The sequence below is a fragment of the Shewanella mangrovi genome (assembly GCF_000753795.1).
Taxonomy (GTDB): Bacteria; Pseudomonadota; Gammaproteobacteria; order Enterobacterales; family Shewanellaceae; genus Shewanella; species Shewanella mangrovi.
Genome location: NZ_JPEO01000005.1, coordinates 179,903 through 198,000 on the forward strand (window position 1 = coordinate 179,903; position 18,098 = coordinate 198,000).

Genomic DNA, 18,098 nt, shown 5'->3' on the forward strand with positions numbered 1-18,098 from the left:
CGCGCTTTCTTCAAGAAACTCTACAATCAAACGGGTTCCTCGCTCGAAGTAATCGCACTTAGCCCCTTTTATGGCTCGGTGCAACAATAGGCGTCAAGATAAAATGTCAAGTGAAATTAAGAACTTAAGAAATATCGCGATTATCGCGCACGTTGACCACGGTAAGACTACCTTGGTTGACAAATTGCTGTCTCAATCTGGCACTCTGGAAACCAGAGGTGAAATGGCTGAGCGCGTTATGGATTCCAATGACTTGGAAAAAGAGCGTGGAATTACCATTCTGGCGAAAAACACTGCGATTCGCTGGAATGATTACCGTATCAATATCGTGGACACCCCCGGACACGCTGACTTCGGTGGCGAAGTTGAACGTGTTATGTCCATGGTTGACTGTGTATTGTTGCTGGTTGACGCGGTTGATGGCCCAATGCCACAAACTCGCTTCGTCACCAAAAAGGCATTCGCACAAGGTCTGAAACCGATTGTGGTGATCAACAAAATCGACCGTCCAGGCGCGCGTCCTGACTGGGTTATCGACCAAGTATTTGATCTGTTCGATAACTTAGGTGCTACTGATGAACAGTTGGACTTCCCAATTGTTTATACCTCAGCACTGAACGGTTTTGCGACTTTGGATCCAGAACAGCAAGGTGGCGATATGACACCGCTGTTTGAAACCATCGTTGAAAAAGTTTCTCCGCCAGATGCAGACGCAGATGGCGCGTTCCAGATGCAAATTTCGCAGCTGGACTACAGCTCTTACGTCGGTGTTATCGGTGTTGGTCGTATCAAGCGCGGTACCGTAAAAACTAACCAACAGGTGACGGTGGTCGGTGCTGACGGTAAAACCCGTAACGGTAAAGTCGGCCAAGTTCTGGGTTACCTCGGTCTGGATCGCATCGAAGCTGCTGATGCTAGCGCGGGTGACATCGTCGCTATCACTGGTCTCGGTGAGCTGAAAATTTCTGATACCGTTTGTGCGGTAGGTGCTGCTGAAGCATTGCCACCACTGACCGTTGATGAACCAACCATGACCATGACCTTCCAGGTGAACACGTCTCCGTTCGCTGGTAAAGAAGGTAAGTTCGTGACTTCACGTAACATTCTGGAACGTCTGGAAACTGAATTGGTTCACAACGTAGCATTGCGCGTTGAAGAAACTGACAGCCCGGACCGTTTCAAAGTGTCAGGTCGTGGTGAATTGCACTTGTCGATTCTGATCGAAAACATGCGTCGTGAAGGTTACGAGCTGGCAGTATCACGTCCAGAAGTTATCGTAAAAGAGATCGACGGTGTTAAAAGTGAGCCGTTTGAACAGCTGACCGTGGATGTTGAAGAAGAGCACCAAGGTAGCGTGATCGAAAAACTGGGTATGCGTAAAGCCGACATGCGCGATATGCAACCAGACGGTAAAGGTCGCGTACGTATCGACTTCATCATTCCTAGCCGTGGCCTGATTGGTTTCCAAACTGACTTCTTAACCGCGACTTCAGGTACTGGTCTGCTGTACCACACATTTGACCATTACGGTCCAGTGAAAGAAGGCGATATCGGTCAACGCGCTAACGGTGTTCTGATCTCTAACGCAACAGGTAAAGCACTGACTTACTCACTGTTTAACCTGCAGGACCGTGGTCGTCTGTTCGTCGGTCACGCTGCTGAAGTTTACGAAGGTCAAATCGTGGGTATTCACAGCCGCTCTAACGACCTGACAGTAAACTGTCTGAAAGGTAAGCAGCTGACCAACGTACGTGCCTCAGGTACTGACGAAGCACAAACCCTGACGCCACATATCCAGTTAACACTGGAACAAGCGTTGGAATTCATCGATGACGATGAATTGGTAGAAGTAACGCCGAAGAGCATTCGTCTGCGTAAGAAACATTTGACCGAAAACGACCGTAAACGCGCTAACCGCGCTTAATTGGTCTGGTCTATTACGAAAACCCCGGCTTGCCGGGGTTTTTTATGCGTCAAAGACAGTCATCAGCGCTGGTAGATTGGTGATTTTTACTCTAAAAAATCATTAAGTTTCAAAAGTTTTAATAGTATCCATAGCTCATTTTTTGTCAGTGTTGTGATGCTAAGTCGCTAAAATCCCCAGCAACTTTCTCTTCATGACCTCGATTCGATGAATACGACCCTGAAAGCTCGACTGTTACTGGCGAGTCTCTTCGCCGTTGCATTGACCTGTGCAATTTTGATTATCTTTTCAATCAATATGTTGCAATCAAAAGCTGAAGTGCAGACGCGCGATAACATTGGCGTGCTGGCCAATACTTTTGCCAGTCTGATTGGTAACGACCTGCATCAAAAACGCGCTGCGGTCACCAGTATGGCGCAGACCATTGAACAGTATCCCGCTGATTTACCGATTGAAGCTTATCGTTTGCTAGTACAACACACCTATCGTTCTCAAGGTTTTATTCTGAGTATGTATGGTGATGCTCAGGGGCGAATGGTGCGGCAGGATCCTGCTTGGGATGCACGCTCCAAGGCCAAGGGCTACGATCCGCGTAAACGCAGTTGGTACATTGATGGCGCGGCGGTAAATGGATTGTCGATGTCATCACCCTACGTTAGCGATACCACAGGTGATTTTGTGGTCACCTTAGCGCATCCGGTGAAAAATCCAGATGGTAGTCTGCGCGGTATGGCGGGGTCTAACGTCAATGTATCGCAGATCGCTAAGTTGGTCAGAGCGCTGGAAGTGCCGGGTAATGGCTACACCATCATGGTGGAAAACGACACGCACATCATCAGCCATCCCGATGCGCAATATAACAATCAGTTTTTAACGGCTTTGATGCCGCAGCTCACGCCGCAGTGGCTTAAGCAAGCAACAAGTAGTGCGAATCTCACCGATATCAGCCTAGATGGTGCGCAAAAGTTGGTGTTCGCCGAGGCAGTCCCCAATAGCGATTGGTCGATGGTGTTTGTGATAGATCGCAGCACCATCATGGCAAGCTATGTTGAACTCAGTTATTGGATGGTGGCGATTGGCATTGGGCTGTTGCTTATTCTGTCTGTGGTACTGACGCTGATCTTCCGCGTGCAGTTCGCCGATTTGGCGCGCTTGAATAATGCGCTGGCAGATATCGCCGATGGCGATGGTGACCTCACCGTACGGATTCAAACTCGTAATCAACATGATGAAATTGGCCAATTGGCGCAAGCTTTCAACCGCTTTGTGGCCAAGCTGCAGCAAATCATCAGCGACGTAAATCAGGCCGCGGCATTGCTGGGCAATGGCGCCCAACAAGCGAATACCGCGGCCCAGCAAAACCGCCAGCAAGTGGACAAGCAGCTCGATGAAATCACTATGGTGGCGACAGCGGTAACGCAGATGGCATCCGCGACCCAAGAGATTGCCGGCAATGCCGAGCTCACCGCTAACACCGCTCACGACTCGGTGCAGTTAGCTGCCGCGGGTGAACAGGCGGTTAGTCAAAGTCGAACGTCGATTGAAGCACTGGCCGCGGAGGTGACTAATACCGGTTGTATTATTGAAGAGCTAAACGTGCACGCGCAGCAAATCAATACCATTCTGGCGACCATTACCGGCGTTGCCGAACAAACCAATTTGTTGGCATTGAATGCCGCGATTGAAGCCGCGCGTGCTGGTGAACATGGCCGCGGCTTTGCGGTGGTTGCCGATGAGGTGCGAGTGCTGTCGCAGCGCACTCACGGGTCGACCCAAGAGATTCAAACTATGATTGAGGCGCTGCAGGCAACGACCATGAAGGCGGTGAATGCGACGGGTCAGAGTCTTGAGCGAGCGCATGAAAGTGTGGCGGATGCGGAGGCGGCGAGTGAACGCTTGCTGCAAATTAATCAGGCGATTACCACTATCTCGGATATGGCGCGCCAGATTGCGGCTGCTGCAGAAGAGCAAACTTCAGTAACCGCTGAGATCAATCGCAACTCTGAATCTATTCGAGAAGTTTCCACCGGGCTGGCGCAGCAACTGGCGATCACTGAACGTGAAGCCGCTGAAGCGGTGCAATTGGCACATCAGCTGGGAGCACAGGTAAATCGTTTTAAGGTGTAAAGACATGGCGTGGCTGGTGGGGCACTACCAGCCACGGTCAGCGTTAACCGCGATGGGTCATCAGCGCCTTACCGTTAGCGAGACAATCGACCATCTTCTTACGCCCCGATTTGACTAAGTTGGCTAAGGTTTGACGCGATACCTGCATCTCAACAGCCGCTTGCTGCTGTTGCATTCCCTGTAAATCGACGAGGCGCAGCGCTTCGAACTCGTCAGGATTGAGTGACACCTGTTCCAGTTGTGTCATCGGAATACCATTTGGTTTAAAGCAACTATCCGCTGGCTGACCACAGATGATACGGGGAATTTTCGGCCGTCCCATCAACGCTCCCTAATAATTAGCATATGCAAACTGTAGCAACAAATATCACAGCCCAGTAAGTCGAGCAAGCTGCAGTAGTTGTTGAATTAGTTAGCGTTGATAAAGCGCTTAACTCATTTGAATGGTTTTCCATGCGAGCAATGAACCGTCACTGTTCTGCACGGTGTTAAACAGAAAGTCTTCATAATGACTGCCATAAACCGTATCACGGCCGCTAGCGAGCGTCGTGTCTTGCGTGCCGCGCGAGGCGTATTCCGGGTGATTATTGCAGATATCAGCAGTCAGACTATCGTTGAAGCAGAACTGCGATATTAGCTCGTCTAAGTTGTTGTTGCGAATGCGAAAGTGCACGTGAATTGTGCGACTGGAATACCAACCTGGGAAACACGTCTTAAAGTTCACTCGGCCATCACTGTCGGTCACTTGAGTGCCACGGAACCACTTTGATGCCAACGCTGCGCTGTCATTGTCGGTGCAAAAGCCCACAGAGAAACGGTTGGCATCAGCACTGTCGCTGGTATCGCCGGAGTAGATGCCGTCGCTATCGCAATGCCAGACTTCGACTTCAAGTCCTGATACCGGATTACAATCGCTATCGATCACCTGCAAGCAAAGCTGCATCGGTAAGCCACCTTTCTCGGCAGAGATATCATCCAGCACTTCAGTTTGAAAATAGCAGGGGCCTTCGGTGAGTGCTTGGGTTAACGCTACACTGCAGGCGGCTGTTGTGGCAAACAGGCTGGTCTCCGGAAAATCCACCACCATCGCTGCCGTGCCACCGGTTGCCCAGCCCGAAGTATTTTCACTGTTAACGTCACTGCCGCTGTCACTCGTGTCACTGCTGTTCGCGTCATTGCTAGTCGTTGCATTGCTACTGTTATTCGTTTCGCTGCCACAGGCCGCTAACAATAAGCTTGGTCCGGCTACAGCAGCGCTGCCAAGTAATTTGACTAGCATGCGGCGCAGAGGGTTGAGTGAGTCAGCTTGAGGCATTTGGCGGCTCCAATGTGATAGTGATATTGATCACTATTTCAGCATTGGAACCTGCTTGGAAATAGGGCTTTTGCAGTTCTTTTCCTTGGTTTGCGCAGCCTTACGCGTGGAGGTGATAGGGGCGGTAGATCTTTACGCTTACTTGCATCAGCGTGACCGAAAACTACCGCGCCTTCATCGCAAAGTTGTATTAATGGCCGATATGGTTCGCCATTTGAATCAACTGCATACGAATAAGTTCTGGTGTTTGGCTGTCCCAAAAGCCGCTGAGATAGGCCGCCAGTGGCAGTACAAACAACAGGCTTAATGTCAGTAACATTACCGTGCGAGCGCTTAGGCTATGGCTTTTACTTACGCCAAAACCCAGTGCCTGCTTTTTAGGGCAAGCGGCGACGCAACGCATACAGGCTTGGCATTCGTCACTACGTACCGTGGTTTTGGTATGCACGATGATATTCGCAGGGCAGGCACGGGTGCACTTATCGCACTTCATCCCGCGGCTTTCAATCAGACAGTGTTCACTGTTACGACGGATCTTCAACGGACTAATAAAACTCAGCAGTCCCAAAATGGCGCCGTATGGACAAAGATAGCGACAAAAGCCTTGGCGACGCCACGTGACAATCAGCAACAGCAGGGCAAACACGCTGAGGGTAATTAATCCGGGGGTGATGAAAAACAGCGCCATCTTCACATCGGCAATTTTATGGTAGTTACCATTCAAATACCCCGGAATGGCAGCATCGGGCATGCTAAAACACACCAAATAGATAAAGGCTGCCAGCAGTAGATATTTCAGCATTCGCAGTGGCCAATCGAGCCAGCGCGGTGGCATCAGTTCCTCTTTAATAAAGCGCTTACGCAGCTTATAGAGCTTCTCGCCGACCAAGCCGATTGGGCAGGCCCAGCCGCAAAAGGCGCGCTTACAGATTAATCCGGTAAGCAATACCACCGCCAACATCACAGCTGCTGCTGGATGGTTTTGATCCCAGATCCCTGCACTAATGCCTTTGAGCTCGATGCCGCCCGCAATCGGCAGGAAGGCATCGACCACGTTGGGGCGTGCTAACCAAGGCGTCATACCCGCTTTGAGCATTATAGTATTGAGAGTGTATTGCAGCGCGACCAGTAACAGTGCCAGAAACAGCAGATGTTGAAAGCCATCGCGCAGCTGATTAATGCGTACTTCCCCTTTTGCCCAAGTAGGCTTGCGCCAATGGAACACAGCTAAGCCGCCCGCCGCGACGACAGTGCCGAGCAACAAGGTGGTACTTGCCGCAATTGCGAGTGCGCCCACTATCGAGGCCAGCGCCACGACAGCGCCATAATGTTTTCCTGCCCACCAAAGCTGACTGGCTGCGTACAACAGTGCCAACATCAATGTCAGAGATTCGGTAATCGTCATAAATAGCAGAATATCCTAAAGTCATGTGGCAATTTTGAACTTAGATTCGGCTGAAGGTTTGCAGAGCAGATAGTGATTTGTGCACCAGATCCAAATATTAGCGAGCGCTTGTTCGTAATCGTGGTGCATTTCACAAGATTGCATTTTTGATTGAACAATGAATGGGCGATAATCTGACAATAAATTGACGATGTTGTAAAAATGTTATTTTATGGCATCGAATCAAACACTAACTAATAATCGCATTGGTGAATCCTTGGGGAGCGCATGAAAAGTCTTCGGCGCGCTGGAGCAGATGTTCTGTTTGGACTGTTTGTTGTGGCGTATATGGTTACTGCATTTTATCTTGTGGAGTATCTGCAGCGCAGTTACAGCCGAGATGTAGCTGCCGAACGCACCCATTATCTATCGCAGCAACTGGCGCTCGTTAGATCGCGTTTAGAAGGCATGGTGACCTCAGAGATCTTTCTCGCCAACGGTTTAGTTTCTTATATCTTTGTTTCGCCCGATTCAACGCCGGAGCAGTGGCAGCCGCTGGCAAAACAGATCGCTGCCTCCGCACCGCATATTCGCAATATTGCCGTCGCGCCGAATAATGTCGTCTCGTTTGTGTTTCCTAAAGTCGGTAATGAGAAGGCATTGGGGCTGGATTATGACGACCATCCGCATCAGCTCCGTACCATTGAACAGGCACGTAAAGCTAAACGTATCTTCGTTGCTGGACCATTAGAGTTGGTACAGGGGGGGATGGGCGTGATTGCGCGAATGCCGATTTTCACCGACCCACCGGAGAATACCCGCTATTGGGGGGTTGCTAGTGTGGTGTTGGACTGGAGTAGCTTAGTGCTGGACGCTGGCGCGTTGGATTTTCCTGAAGGGATCCAACTGGCGATGCGTGGTGTGGATGGCACCGGTGAACATGGGACAGTATTTTACGGCAGTTTGGACACCTTTCAGGCACCGCTAGTGACTGAAAATGTGCACCTTATCAGCGGCAATTGGCAGCTCGCGATAAAGGCGGATGATGCCGCTATATCCTCCTTCAGTGGCAGCAACTATCAAGTGCTGCGTATCAGCGGCTACTCGGTGGCATTACTGGTGTTTATCAGCATAGTGGTGATGCTTAATGCCTATCGCAACGCGCAGCGTTACTCTTATGAAGATGTACTGACTAAACTCGGTAACCGACGCCGTATCATTCAAGTGCTGGAGCGTTTGATTCGGCGCCACAGCAAGTTCGCTATTGTTAACATAGATTTGAATGAATTTAAGATGGTCAATGATAGCTTTGGTCATCCGGTGGGCGATGCGCTGTTGATTGAAGTCGCCAGACGGCTAGAGAGTTCACTGCGCAGTTACGATACCATTGCACGGGTCGGCGGGGATGAATTTTTACTGGTGCTGCCGCGCGTGACGCGTCGCCATGATCTGGACATTATCGGCGAGAAAATTCGTGAACAGGTGTGTAGTACACCGTTTGAATATAAAGGGCTTTCGCTGCCCGTCAGTTTAAGTATCGGCTTTTCCGCCTATCCTGAAGATGGCGAGGATATGGAAGAACTGCTGCACCGTGCTGATAGCGCCATGTACCAAGATAAGCATCGCCATCACCGTCGTCAGGCGTGATCAGCGCGCTGACGCCTTCGCTAAATTTCCTGCTGACTTCTATACTTAGGCGGCGAGTAACGGAGGCCTCGACTCAGTAACTGGGTGTAGCAGTTACCACTGCATGGATCGATTGATTCAAGCCATAAGTGGGGTCGATGAAATACTCAGCTATCAAATATATTTTGCTGTTGTGCCTGATCTGCTTCACCATTTTGGCGACCTTAGCAGTGGAGTTCTTGCAGCATCAAATCGACAAAAATGTGCATACGGAAGCCGAAACCGCGGCGGTACAGCAGCTGCAATTGGTGCGTTATCATCTAGAGTCGCTGCTCAGTAACAAGATGATTGAAGCCGGCAGCCTCGCAGCCTTTATTAGCATCAGCCCAGATTCCGATGCCAGCCAATGGCGCAAACTCGCAGAAAAAATCACCCAGAACAGCGGCTATATTCGCAATATCACCGTGGCACCTAACGATGTCATCCAGTTTGTTTATCCCGTCAACACTAACGAATCGGTCGTAGGACTCGATTTCCGCACTTTGCCATTGCAGTGGCAGGATGTTGAGCGGGCGCGTATCACCCAACGCATGCAACTCACTGGGCCGTTACAACTTATCCAAGGCGGTGAGGGATTGATTGTGCGCTTACCGATATTCACTGATCCACCGGTAAATTTGCATTACTGGGGCGGCTGTAGCGTCGTCTTTGATTGGTCGAAAATGTTAGCCGATAGCGGCATTGCCGATCTCGCGACTAAGTATCAACTAGCGCTGCGGCGAATCGATATCAATGGCATGCCCAGCGACCCTTTTTGGGGCGACGCTGGTGCGTTTCAGCAGCCACTTGCCATTGAGGTGATCAACTTATTTGCCGGGCGGTGGCAAATTGCCATTGGCTTACCCAAGCAATCGCTGCATGGCTGGTGGGGGCAGCAGCTTGTGCGCGTATTGGGATATAGCCTGATTTTACTGACGATTTTTAGCGCCTTGTTGCTGTACCAAATTTTTACCAGCGTGCATCGTTACTCTTATGAAGACATGCTGACTCGTGTCGGCAATCGCCGCCAAGCGATGGCAGTGTTGCGCCAGTTGGCAAACAGTCGCGATCGCTTTGGGATTATCAGTATTGATTTAAATGATTTTAAGCAGATTAACGATCACTTCGGTCATGCCGCAGGTGACAGATTTCTGCAGCAGGTAGCATCGCGGTTAAAGCAGCAATTGCGCGGCTCAGACTTAGTTACCCGCATTGGTGGGGATGAGTTCTTGATCATCATTCCGCGGTTGAAGGATTCAGATGACCTGCAACTGGTGCAGGAGAAAATTCGTCAGGCAACGTGTGCGCAGCCAGTAATGTGGAAAGGTACGGAACTGCCGGTGTCTTTTGCGGTGGGATCGGCGCGTTTTCCTACTGATGCCGACTCCATTAAAGCGCTACTGCAGCTGGCGGATATCAGCATGTATCAAGATAAGCAGCGGGCGAAAAGCCAAGTATCGCCCGCGGCTACTAACCCCGTCACTGAGACTAAGGCTCCATTGACGAAATAAATTTATTCGATTCAGCAATCGAACGGTTCATTTCATTCATCAAGCTGGAGATATCGGCCTGCAAACTTGAAAATTCGCCCTTAATTGAAGCGATTGTTTGGGCGTTAAGGTTATGCTTCAGATACAGCATATTGTCTTTCATTGCTGTCAACACGGGCGCCATTTTACTTTCTGCCCGGCGCATCGATTTCAGCATCTGATTGTAGGAACGCTCGGTTTGCTTCAGCTTGGTCTGGCTCTTTTGGCGCAAGCTGGCTTTGCTGATCTCACCAATTTCATTCTGCCATTCATCAAACAGCGCTTCAGCAACGGATTCGACTTTGTCGATACGACCGCTGACGTCGTCGGCGGCATCTGAGGCTGATTCATACTCATCTTTGGCCTTTTCGTAGGCAACTTCTAATTCGCCACCGTCGTGATTCAGCAACGCCTGCATCTCTTCTAGTGCCGAGCTGAACTGCTTTTGTGCTTCTTCTTGCGATTCTTTGGCGGCCTTAACGCGGTCCACCATGATGTCGCGTTTGTGAATGCCAACTTTTTCCATCGCACCGTAATAAGCGGATTGGCAGCCGGTAAGCAGCAACAAGCTACTGACCAATATTGCACTTAGTATTTTTTTCATGTGAATTCCCCGTTTAGGCGGCACGGAATTTCGCGGCGTCGATAATGCTCCATAAATGCACTATCCCTGCAATGATAGCTGGTACGACCAACCACCACATGGCGTAACCCGCGACAGTAATCACGAAGAATAGCAGTGCGGCGAGAATGCGGCCTTGCACCAGTTGGCCCAGTCCCGGAATAAATACGTTGCAGATAGCGGCAATGACGTTACCGGCAGATCCTTGTTGTGACATGAAATTCTCCTCTTTGGCGTGCGCTGAAATTGATGTATCAGTATCACCTTTGTCAACAGAATGTTATTGTACGCAGATATCGACATTAGGCACAAAGGACAATGATGCAAAGTGCACGATAATATTGATTTCAGTAAATTACGGCCCTTTTTATTTGCCAGTTGGCGTTTCGTTCGTCACTTGCGCTTGCGGCTGCAGCGCGACCAAATCAACATCCGCGCTGGCCATTTAGCCTACGTGACCTTGTTGTCGCTGGTCCCTATGGTCGCGGTGATGATGTCAACGCTGTCGGCATTTCCGGTGTTTAAAGGCGTACGCACGCAGATTGAATCTTTCATCTATGAAAACTTTCTGCCCGCTGCAGGCGATACGGTACAGGTCTATATCAACCAGTTTGTGGGAAATGCCTCAAAGGGCACGGCAATTGGTATTGGTGCCTTGATGGTGGTGGCCTTGTTGCTGATCAGCGCGATAGATAAGGCGCTGAACTATATTTGGCGTTCTAAAGAGAAGCGACCCAAAGTGCTGTCGTTTTCCATGTACTGGATGATTCTGACGCTGGGGCCAATTTTGATCGGCGCCAGTCTGGCGGCCACTTCTTACGTGGTGTCACTGCAAGTGTTCCACGATGCTGATACCTATGGCATTGGGGCATTTTTTGTCGCTCGGCTGCCGTTTATTTTCTCGGTGGCGGCGTTTTTACTGCTCTATACCGTTGTCCCAAATCAGAAGGTCTTTTTCCGCCATGCACTGCTTGGTGCGGTGGTGGCTGCGCTGCTGTTTGAAGCGGGGAAAAAGGCATTTGCGTTCTATGTCACTAATTTCCCGTCATACGAGGCCATTTATGGCGCGATGGCGACAGTGCCAATTCTGTTTGTGTGGGTCTATTTGTCGTGGATGATTGTGCTGCTTGGCGCTGAAATTACCGCGGCAATGCCAGAGTTTCTGGGTGAAAAAACACGGCAGCCACTCACTGAGAGTGAAGATGACCAACAGTGAGCCGTTTGCTGAAACCTGGCTCGATACTGATGAAGGACACTTATTGCACCTGAGTCAGTACGGCAATCCCGATGGTATTCCCGTATTATTCCTGCATGGCGGCCCCGGTGCTGGCTGTTCATCGCAGGAGAGTCAGCTGTTTGATTTACGCCAATGCCGGGTCATCTTGCTCGATCAACGCGGTTCGGGAGAGTCATTACCCAGCGGCGGCTTGCAGCGCAATGATCTATTGTCGTTATTGACCGATATTGAGCGTATCCGTCATTGGTTACAGCTGGAGGCTTGGTGTCTGGTCGGTGGTTCTTTCGGTGCTACATTGGGGCTTATCTACTCAGGGTTATGTCCACAAAGGGTGTTGGCCCAGCTTTACTGGGGACTGTTCATTCCCTCTGAGCAAGGTCGAGAATGGCTGTATGGCAGTAGCGGTGCGGCTAAACGTTTTCCTATCGATTACCACGGCTTTGTCAGTGCCGCTAATTCGACTAAATCGCCATTAAATGTATTGATGGAGCGTTATCACCATGCACTTAACGGCGGAAAGCGCATGCAGCAATGTATTAGCGCGTGGAACCGCTGGGAGCAGGTATTGGCTCAACCCTGGGGGCGATTACCAGTACCCGAGCTAAAGCGTGATGAAGCCACTGCCCGTATCGAAAACTACTTTGCCCTCAATCGTTATTTTGATGCTTACACCTTAATGTTGGCGGGAAGAACAACCTGGCCTGCTCACACTGAAATTGTGCAGGGAAGTCAGGATTGGGTTTGCCCCGACCATCTATTACGTGAGTTTTTAGCGCCAATTGCCAGTGAACGTTATCAGTTAACCCAAGTCGCGGGTGGTTTCCATTCCATCGATGACGTTAAGATGCATGTCGCCATATTTAACGGCTGTAAACGCATGATTGATGCGGCAGCTGCGCAGTTAACCTCAGGAGAATCCCGTTGATCGCCTTAATTCAAAGAGTCAGTGAAGCCAGTGTCAAAGTTGAAGGCGAGGTTGTGGGAGAGATTGGTCGTGGTTTACTGGTGCTACTTGGTGTAGAGCAGACTGATAGCCATGAACTTGCGGAAAAGCTTGCTGCCAAGGTGATGAAGTATCGTGTGTTTGGCGATGACAACGACAAGATGAATCTTAATGTGCAGCAGATTGAAGGTTCTTTACTGGTGGTGTCGCAATTTACACTGGCTGCCGATACCAGTCGTGGCTTACGTCCAAGCTTTTCCAATGGCGCTGGTCATGCTCTGGCCAATGAACTTTATGAACACTTCGTTGCATACTGCCGCCGTGCCGGCATGACCACCGAAACCGGCCGTTTTGCCGCGGATATGAAAGTATCCTTGATTAACGATGGCCCGGTGACCTTCTCGCTGCAGGTCAATTAAGGTTATTCTTGCTCACAGCGTTACTCCTTTCTAAAAATTAGAATGCATTAGCTTGTTTATTGCGCTATTAGTCCGATTTAACTGAAGTTAGACTAGGCTCCATTCAGTGGCGAAATCCCTGTAACGACTTAACTTAATTGCATCGGAGTGAATTATGAGCAACGTATTGTTAGTGAAATCCAGTATTCTCGGTGAATATTCTCAGTCTGGTCTGTTACTGGACTACTTGTCAGCTTCTTGGAAAGAGCAGGGTGCAAATATTGCAGTGCGTGATACCGCTGCAGAGCCATTGCCTGTATTAGATGGTGAACTTGCGGGTGGTATGCGTGGTGGTGATAACCTGAACCAACGCCAACAAGATGCTTTGGCATTGTCTGACAAGCTGATCCAAGAGCTGAAAGATAACGATACTATTGTCATTGCTGCACCGATGTATAACTTCACTATTCCAGTACAGTTGAAAACTTGGATCGACCTAGTTGCTCGTGCTGGTGTGACTTTCCGTTACACTGCTGCTGGTGCAGAAGGTCTGCTGACCGGTAAGAAAGCGGTTATCGTGGCAAGCTTTGGTGGCATCCACAAAGATTCAGCAGAAGATTTCGTCGTGCCATACCTGAAAACATTCTTGGCTTTCGTTGGTATTACTGAAGTTGAAGTGGTGTATGCCGAAGGTTTGAACATCAGCCCTGAACTGAAAGAAAAAGCGATAGCCGACGCTAAACTGGCTATCGATGCGATCGCCATCTAAGGCGATCGTCACCTGCTATTTCGTTTGTTTTTCATCTCACCTAAAGTCAAAAGCGGTAGTTGAGTCCCCTATTCGCTTTCTGGTGCTTGCCCCGTTCCCTTCGGGGCTTTTTTATGCGCAATTGGCGGGAATGGTACTCATCAGATCCTGCAGGGCGCCGCCATTAATCACGCAATCAAAGCCATTGCCTTTTAACAGTTCACAGGCTTGACGGGCACGAATACCGGCACCGCAATACAGCACGATCACTTCAGATTTATTTTGCACTGGCATCCAGCGCTCGAACTGTTCCAATGGCACGTTTTCAGCTTGGGGAAGGTGCATAACAGCAAATTCAATTTCAGAGCGCACATCAATCACTCGCGCACCTTGAGTGATTAACTCCCAGCAAGTCTCACTGCTAATGGGACTGGACAGTCGTGACAACAATGGCAACAACATAAGCACTCCATGAAGAATCCTGAGGTGGGAAATGCATCATAGGACTTTCGGTCGTTGTTCAGAAATTAGCCTTTGGTAGCGGTAGGCGCAATAATGCGCCTACAACTCAGGGCCAGCGACGAAAGATGAGTGAGGTATTGATGCCGCCAAAGGCGAAGTTGTTGCTCATCACCAGCTCGGTCTCTAGGGTTCGACCTTCGCCCACAATATAATCCAATGGCGCACATTCCTCCGCGACATGGGTGAGGTTAAGGGTGGGAGCAAACCAATTATGGCGCATCATTTCGATACTCCACCATGCCTCTAATGCCCCACAGGCACCCAGTGTATGGCCGGTATAACTCTTGAGTGATGAAATCGGTGTGTGACTGCCAAATACTGCATGTGTCGCCTGCGATTCAGCGGCATCACCTCGATCCGTTGCCGTACCGTGGGCGTTGATATAGCCGATAGCCTTGGCCGCTAAGTCAGCGTCCTGCAGCGCCAGTCGAATTGCTTGCTCCATGGTGCTGGCATTAGGCTGAGTGATGTGGGCTCCATCTGAGTTAGTCGCAAACCCCACGATCTCAGCATAGATGGTCGCGCCACGCGCTTGTGCATGTTCTAGTTCTTCCAGCACTAAGGTGCAGGCACCTTCGCCAATTACCAAACCATCGCGGTCCCGGTCAAACGGGCGTGGTGTCAGCGATGGCGTGGCATTACGGGTTGACGTGGCAAACAGCGTATCGAACACCACGGCTTCAGTGGCGCAGAGCTCTTCCGCACCGCCAGCTAGCATCAGTTGTTGTTGCCCATACTTGATTGCCTCATAGGCGTAGCCAATGCCTTGGCTACCAGAGGTACAGGCACTGCTGGTCGGAATAATGCGTCCTTTCAGCCCTAGAAATACGCCGATATTGACTGCGGTGGTGTGGTTCATCATGCGAATATAGCTGGTCGCATCAATGCCACTCATATCGGCGTGCTGCAACATGTTACCGAAGCCAACTATCGGTTGCGGGCTGCCTGCTGAGGAGCCATACGCCACGCCCATGCGACCATCCTGAATACTCGGGTCATCCATAAGATTGGCATTCAGCAGTGCCCGCTCACTGGCGAGCGTGGCCATTTGCGCTACTCGCCCCATCGCGCGTACCTTTTTGCGCGAATAGTGACTGGGCAATTCGAAATCGGTCACTGGTGCAGCGAGGCGAGTGTTAAGGCCATCAAAGCGATCCCACTCTGGCATGTATTGCACGGCATTTTGTTGTGCTTGCAGACGAGCAAATACGCTGGCCCAGTCTTGTCCTAGTGAGGATATCCCGGCCATACCGGTGATGACGACTCTGCGGCTCATAGCATGCCACCATTGACGGAAATCACTTGGCGGGTGATATAGGCAGCGTCATCTGATAGTAAAAAGTTTGCCAGTCCGGCAATTTCCTCAGGCTTACCCATGCGCCGCAACGGCACCAGTTGTTTAACCAAATCATCGGTAAAGTTTTCGACCATCTCGGTATCGATAATGCCTGGCGCGATACAGTTAACGGTGATTTTGCGTTTGGCCACTTCTAATGCCAGCGCTTTAGTGGCGCCGATGATACCGGCCTTTGCGGCGCTATAGTTCACTTGGCCACGATTACCTGCAATGCCAGAGACGGAAGATAAGGTGACGATACGGCCGCCCTGACGGGTTTGGATCATTGGCATCAACGCCGGTTGCAGCACGTTGTAAAAACCATCGAGATTGGTATGGATAACACTGTCCCATTCGTCATCCGTCATGGCTGGAAAGGCCGTATCGCGTGCAATACCAGCATTCAGCACCAGACCGTAATAAGCGCCGTGTTCGGCAATATCCTGTTCAATCGCCGCGCGACAGACCGCGCGGTCAGCTACATCAAAACTCAGCAGACTCACCTGTACACCTGATGCTGCGATTTCGGCGGCAGTTTGCTCTGCGGCATCCTGACGAGAACGGTAATGCAGGGCAATATCGTGACCCGACTGCGCTAACCTGAGCGCAATAGCTTTCCCAATACCGCGGCTAGCTCCGGTCACTAACACTCGCTTACCCATAAAATCTCCCGACTAAAGCGACAGCTCACCGGCCAAATAGGCATCGGTCTGCTGTGGTTGAAATACATTGATGTTGGCGCTGGCAATCTGCTGCTGTGATGCATCGCAAATCTGACAGTCAAAGACCGCAAGCCCAGAATCCTCTTGATAGAGGCGTGCCACGCGAATGTGATAGCGCTGGCCGGCGGCAAATCCTGCTTGGGACAGTGTCAATTTACGACTTCCCAACAGAAACCCAGTGCGGATCGGCTCGCCTCTTTGTTCGGCTTCAATGCCCGCGAGGGCGGCGACGGTTTGCGCCATATATTCGATGCCAACATAATTTGGTACCAGCGCGAGCGCCGCATCATAAAACGGGCTCAGCTCACTGATACTGACACTCGCTTCAAGAAAATCCGTGCGGTATTGCTCGATGCGCTCTATTAACACCATCGGCGGTCGATGTGGTAGAAAATCACACACGTTGCGCGCTGAATAAAGACTACTCATTGGAAACGCCACGACTAAAGATCAGGCAGGCATTGCTGCCCCCAAAAGCAAAAGAGTTACTCATTAGATGTTGAAGCTGTGCCGGCCGCGAGGTCGCGGTGACCAGAGGTAACTCAGGTAAGGTGTCATCGCGCTCACCATCCCATCGATGCAGTGGTAAACCTAAGTCTACATTGATGTCTGACAGCAACAGCCAGCAAAAACCGGCTTCGATGGCACCGGCTGCGCCTAGCGCATGCCCAGTCAGCGGTTTGGTGGAGCTGCATAGCGGCGGTTGCTCGGCAAAAACGCGCATCATCGCGCGTGATTCCATGGCATCGTTTTGCACCGTAGCGGTACCGTGTAAGTTGACGTAATCAATTTGCGTGGGCTGTAATCCCGCCTGGGTGAGCGCGGCCTGCATCGCCCTAACCGCGCCATCGCCTTGCGGGTGCGGTGCCGAAATATGATGCGCATCAGCGGATTCACCGCAACCGGCCAGCAGTACTGGGCCATCACCACGTTCGAGCGTAAACAGCACTGCGCCTTCACCGATATTGATGCCTTGGCGCTGACGACTAAAAGGATTACAGCGCTCATCGTCGATAGATTCGAGAGCATCGAAACCGTTAAGGGTTAACTGACTGAGACTATCAACACCGCCGACAATCACCATGTCACACAGACCACTATTGAGTAGCCGTTGACCGCAGGCAAACACTTTGGCACTAGAAGAGCAGGCGGTAGAAACCGTATAGGCCGGGCCTCTCAGTGCTAAGTAATCACGCAAAAATAGCGCGCTGCTGCCCAGCTCCTGCTGCACATAATGGTAATCATCAGGGAAAACACCGTGCTGGCGATGGTATTTGAGTGCTTGTTCGCCTTTGGCGATACCTGAGGTGCTGGTACCGATGACGACGCCAATCCGATCTGCCCCATAGCTTTTTTTGGCTTGCTCGATGGCGCTCAAGATACTGGCTAAGGCACGCAGCATCAGTGCATTATTGCGGCAATCATATTGGCGCAAGGCGGCAGGAAATTCGCCTAATTCAACCGTCACTTCGCCGACAATGGCACTGCGGTCGAATAGTAAGTTATCGCGCCTCACCATGTGAGTGTCATCGCCATCAAGCAATGCCTGCAAGATAGTGGGCGGTTCTATGCCGAGTGGCGTGCAGAATCCGGCATGGGTAATGGCAATGGTCATATCCGTCATGT

Annotated in this window: 18 protein-coding genes; 8 read left to right on the top strand and 10 right to left on the bottom strand. The window is 50.7% G+C overall.

Annotation, left to right across the window (positions count from 1 at the left end):
• The first annotated feature begins 103 nt into the window (after positions 1-103).
• Both typA and HR45_RS09455 read left to right on the top strand, forming a co-directional pair.
• Positions 104-1,924 carry a translational GTPase TypA gene (gene typA, locus HR45_RS09450; RefSeq protein WP_037442258.1) on the top strand — a complete coding sequence of 607 codons (1,821 nt, stop codon included), beginning with the start codon at positions 104-106 and terminating at the stop codon, positions 1,922-1,924.
• A gap of 207 nt (positions 1,925-2,131) precedes the next feature.
• Positions 2,132-4,051, top strand: a complete 1,920-nt coding sequence (locus HR45_RS09455) for a methyl-accepting chemotaxis protein (protein WP_037442260.1) — start codon at positions 2,132-2,134, stop codon at positions 4,049-4,051.
• A 43-nt stretch (positions 4,052-4,094) separates the two neighbouring features.
• Here HR45_RS09455 and HR45_RS09460 read toward each other — a convergent pair whose 3' ends face one another.
• From HR45_RS09460 to HR45_RS09470, 3 genes are all read right to left on the bottom strand, one after another.
• The gene (locus HR45_RS09460; RefSeq protein ID WP_037442262.1) at positions 4,095-4,373 is read right to left on the bottom strand and encodes a DUF134 domain-containing protein; all 279 of its coding nucleotides are present in this window, start codon (positions 4,371-4,373) and stop codon (positions 4,095-4,097) included.
• A 108-nt stretch (positions 4,374-4,481) separates the two neighbouring features.
• Positions 4,482-5,366, bottom strand: a complete 885-nt coding sequence (locus tag HR45_RS09465; RefSeq protein ID WP_037442264.1) for a dioxygenase family protein — start codon at positions 5,364-5,366, stop codon at positions 4,482-4,484.
• Between the two features lie 190 nt (positions 5,367-5,556).
• The gene (locus HR45_RS09470) at positions 5,557-6,771 is read right to left on the bottom strand and encodes a 4Fe-4S binding protein (protein WP_037442266.1); all 1,215 of its coding nucleotides are present in this window, start codon (positions 6,769-6,771) and stop codon (positions 5,557-5,559) included.
• Between the two features lie 267 nt (positions 6,772-7,038).
• Here HR45_RS09470 and HR45_RS09475 point away from each other — a divergent pair, with 267 nt between their 5' ends.
• Together HR45_RS09475 and HR45_RS09480 are read left to right on the top strand one after the other, a co-directional pair.
• Positions 7,039-8,397 (top strand): diguanylate cyclase domain-containing protein, encoded by a 1,359-nt coding sequence (locus HR45_RS09475; RefSeq protein WP_037442268.1) that lies wholly within the window; start codon positions 7,039-7,041, stop codon positions 8,395-8,397.
• A 137-nt stretch (positions 8,398-8,534) separates the two neighbouring features.
• The gene (locus HR45_RS09480; protein ID WP_052074646.1) at positions 8,535-9,926 is read left to right on the top strand and encodes a diguanylate cyclase; all 1,392 of its coding nucleotides are present in this window, start codon (positions 8,535-8,537) and stop codon (positions 9,924-9,926) included.
• Here the strand turns inward: HR45_RS09480 and HR45_RS09485 are convergent.
• Together HR45_RS09485 and HR45_RS09490 are read right to left on the bottom strand one after the other, a co-directional pair.
• Positions 9,904-10,548 carry a DUF2959 domain-containing protein gene (locus HR45_RS09485; RefSeq protein WP_037442270.1) on the bottom strand — a complete coding sequence of 215 codons (645 nt, stop codon included), beginning with the start codon at positions 10,546-10,548 and terminating at the stop codon, positions 9,904-9,906. The two genes, HR45_RS09480 and HR45_RS09485, sit on opposite strands and share 23 nt — an antisense overlap.
• Positions 10,549-10,561: 13 nt before the next feature.
• Positions 10,562-10,783: a hypothetical protein gene (locus HR45_RS09490; protein ID WP_037442272.1), complete on the bottom strand. Its 222-nt coding sequence runs from the start codon at positions 10,781-10,783 to the stop codon at positions 10,562-10,564.
• Between the two features lie 111 nt (positions 10,784-10,894).
• Between HR45_RS09490 and HR45_RS09495 the strand changes: the two genes are divergently transcribed.
• From HR45_RS09495 to HR45_RS09510, 4 genes are all read left to right on the top strand, one after another.
• A complete protein-coding gene (locus HR45_RS09495) occupies positions 10,895-11,782 on the top strand; it encodes a virulence factor BrkB family protein (protein ID WP_037442274.1) in 888 nt (295 codons plus the stop codon).
• A complete protein-coding gene (locus tag HR45_RS09500; protein WP_052074647.1) occupies positions 11,769-12,728 on the top strand; it encodes an alpha/beta fold hydrolase in 960 nt (319 codons plus the stop codon). The genes HR45_RS09495 and HR45_RS09500 overlap by 14 nt, the downstream gene beginning before the upstream one ends.
• Positions 12,725-13,165 (top strand): D-aminoacyl-tRNA deacylase, encoded by a 441-nt coding sequence (gene dtd / locus HR45_RS09505; protein WP_037442276.1) that lies wholly within the window; start codon positions 12,725-12,727, stop codon positions 13,163-13,165. Before HR45_RS09500 ends, dtd begins: the two co-directional genes overlap by 4 nt.
• A 154-nt stretch (positions 13,166-13,319) precedes the next feature.
• Positions 13,320-13,913 (top strand): FMN-dependent NADH-azoreductase, encoded by a 594-nt coding sequence (locus tag HR45_RS09510; RefSeq protein WP_037442278.1) that lies wholly within the window; start codon positions 13,320-13,322, stop codon positions 13,911-13,913.
• Positions 13,914-14,024: 111 nt separating this feature from the next.
• Here HR45_RS09510 and HR45_RS09515 read toward each other — a convergent pair whose 3' ends face one another.
• The 5 genes from HR45_RS09515 to HR45_RS09535 all read right to left on the bottom strand — a co-directional run bounded on the left by HR45_RS09515 (position 14,025) and on the right by HR45_RS09535 (position 18,096).
• Positions 14,025-14,354 (bottom strand): rhodanese-like domain-containing protein, encoded by a 330-nt coding sequence (locus HR45_RS09515; RefSeq protein WP_037442280.1) that lies wholly within the window; start codon positions 14,352-14,354, stop codon positions 14,025-14,027.
• A 106-nt stretch (positions 14,355-14,460) separates the two neighbouring features.
• The gene (locus tag HR45_RS09520; RefSeq protein ID WP_037442282.1) at positions 14,461-15,690 is read right to left on the bottom strand and encodes a beta-ketoacyl-ACP synthase; all 1,230 of its coding nucleotides are present in this window, start codon (positions 15,688-15,690) and stop codon (positions 14,461-14,463) included.
• A complete protein-coding gene (locus HR45_RS09525; protein WP_037442284.1) occupies positions 15,687-16,412 on the bottom strand; it encodes a 3-ketoacyl-ACP reductase FabG2 in 726 nt (241 codons plus the stop codon). Before HR45_RS09525 ends, HR45_RS09520 begins: the two co-directional genes overlap by 4 nt.
• Positions 16,413-16,424: 12 nt before the next feature.
• Positions 16,425-16,901, bottom strand: coding sequence for a hotdog family protein (locus HR45_RS09530; protein WP_037442286.1), 477 nt, complete (start codon positions 16,899-16,901; stop codon positions 16,425-16,427).
• Complete coding sequence (locus tag HR45_RS09535; protein ID WP_037442288.1) at positions 16,894-18,096, bottom strand: beta-ketoacyl-[acyl-carrier-protein] synthase family protein; 1,203 nt, start codon at positions 18,094-18,096, stop codon at positions 16,894-16,896. The genes HR45_RS09530 and HR45_RS09535 overlap by 8 nt, the downstream gene beginning before the upstream one ends.
• Positions 18,097-18,098 lie beyond the last annotated feature (2 nt).

Coding starts and splice junctions, on each gene's coding strand:
- HR45_RS09465 (WP_037442264.1), bottom strand. CDS start 5,366: ATGCCTCAAGCTGACTCACTCAACCCTCTGCGCCGCATGCTAGTCAAA.
- HR45_RS09460 (WP_037442262.1), bottom strand. CDS start 4,373: ATGGGACGGCCGAAAATTCCCCGTATCATCTGTGGTCAGCCAGCGGAT.
- HR45_RS09520 (WP_037442282.1), bottom strand. CDS start 15,690: ATGAGCCGCAGAGTCGTCATCACCGGTATGGCCGGGATATCCTCACTA.
- HR45_RS09485 (WP_037442270.1), bottom strand. CDS start 10,548: ATGAAAAAAATACTAAGTGCAATATTGGTCAGTAGCTTGTTGCTGCTT.
- HR45_RS09475 (WP_037442268.1), top strand. CDS start 7,039: ATGAAAAGTCTTCGGCGCGCTGGAGCAGATGTTCTGTTTGGACTGTTT.
- HR45_RS09535 (WP_037442288.1), bottom strand. CDS start 18,096: ATGACGGATATGACCATTGCCATTACCCATGCCGGATTCTGCACGCCA.
- HR45_RS09490 (WP_037442272.1), bottom strand. CDS start 10,783: ATGTCACAACAAGGATCTGCCGGTAACGTCATTGCCGCTATCTGCAAC.
- HR45_RS09455 (WP_037442260.1), top strand. CDS start 2,132: ATGAATACGACCCTGAAAGCTCGACTGTTACTGGCGAGTCTCTTCGCC.
- HR45_RS09515 (WP_037442280.1), bottom strand. CDS start 14,354: ATGTTGTTGCCATTGTTGTCACGACTGTCCAGTCCCATTAGCAGTGAG.
- typA (WP_037442258.1), top strand. CDS start 104: ATGTCAAGTGAAATTAAGAACTTAAGAAATATCGCGATTATCGCGCAC.
- HR45_RS09525 (WP_037442284.1), bottom strand. CDS start 16,412: ATGGGTAAGCGAGTGTTAGTGACCGGAGCTAGCCGCGGTATTGGGAAA.
- HR45_RS09480 (WP_052074646.1), top strand. CDS start 8,535: ATGAAATACTCAGCTATCAAATATATTTTGCTGTTGTGCCTGATCTGC.
- HR45_RS09530 (WP_037442286.1), bottom strand. CDS start 16,901: ATGAGTAGTCTTTATTCAGCGCGCAACGTGTGTGATTTTCTACCACAT.
- HR45_RS09510 (WP_037442278.1), top strand. CDS start 13,320: ATGAGCAACGTATTGTTAGTGAAATCCAGTATTCTCGGTGAATATTCT.
- HR45_RS09470 (WP_037442266.1), bottom strand. CDS start 6,771: ATGACGATTACCGAATCTCTGACATTGATGTTGGCACTGTTGTACGCA.
- HR45_RS09500 (WP_052074647.1), top strand. CDS start 11,769: ATGACCAACAGTGAGCCGTTTGCTGAAACCTGGCTCGATACTGATGAA.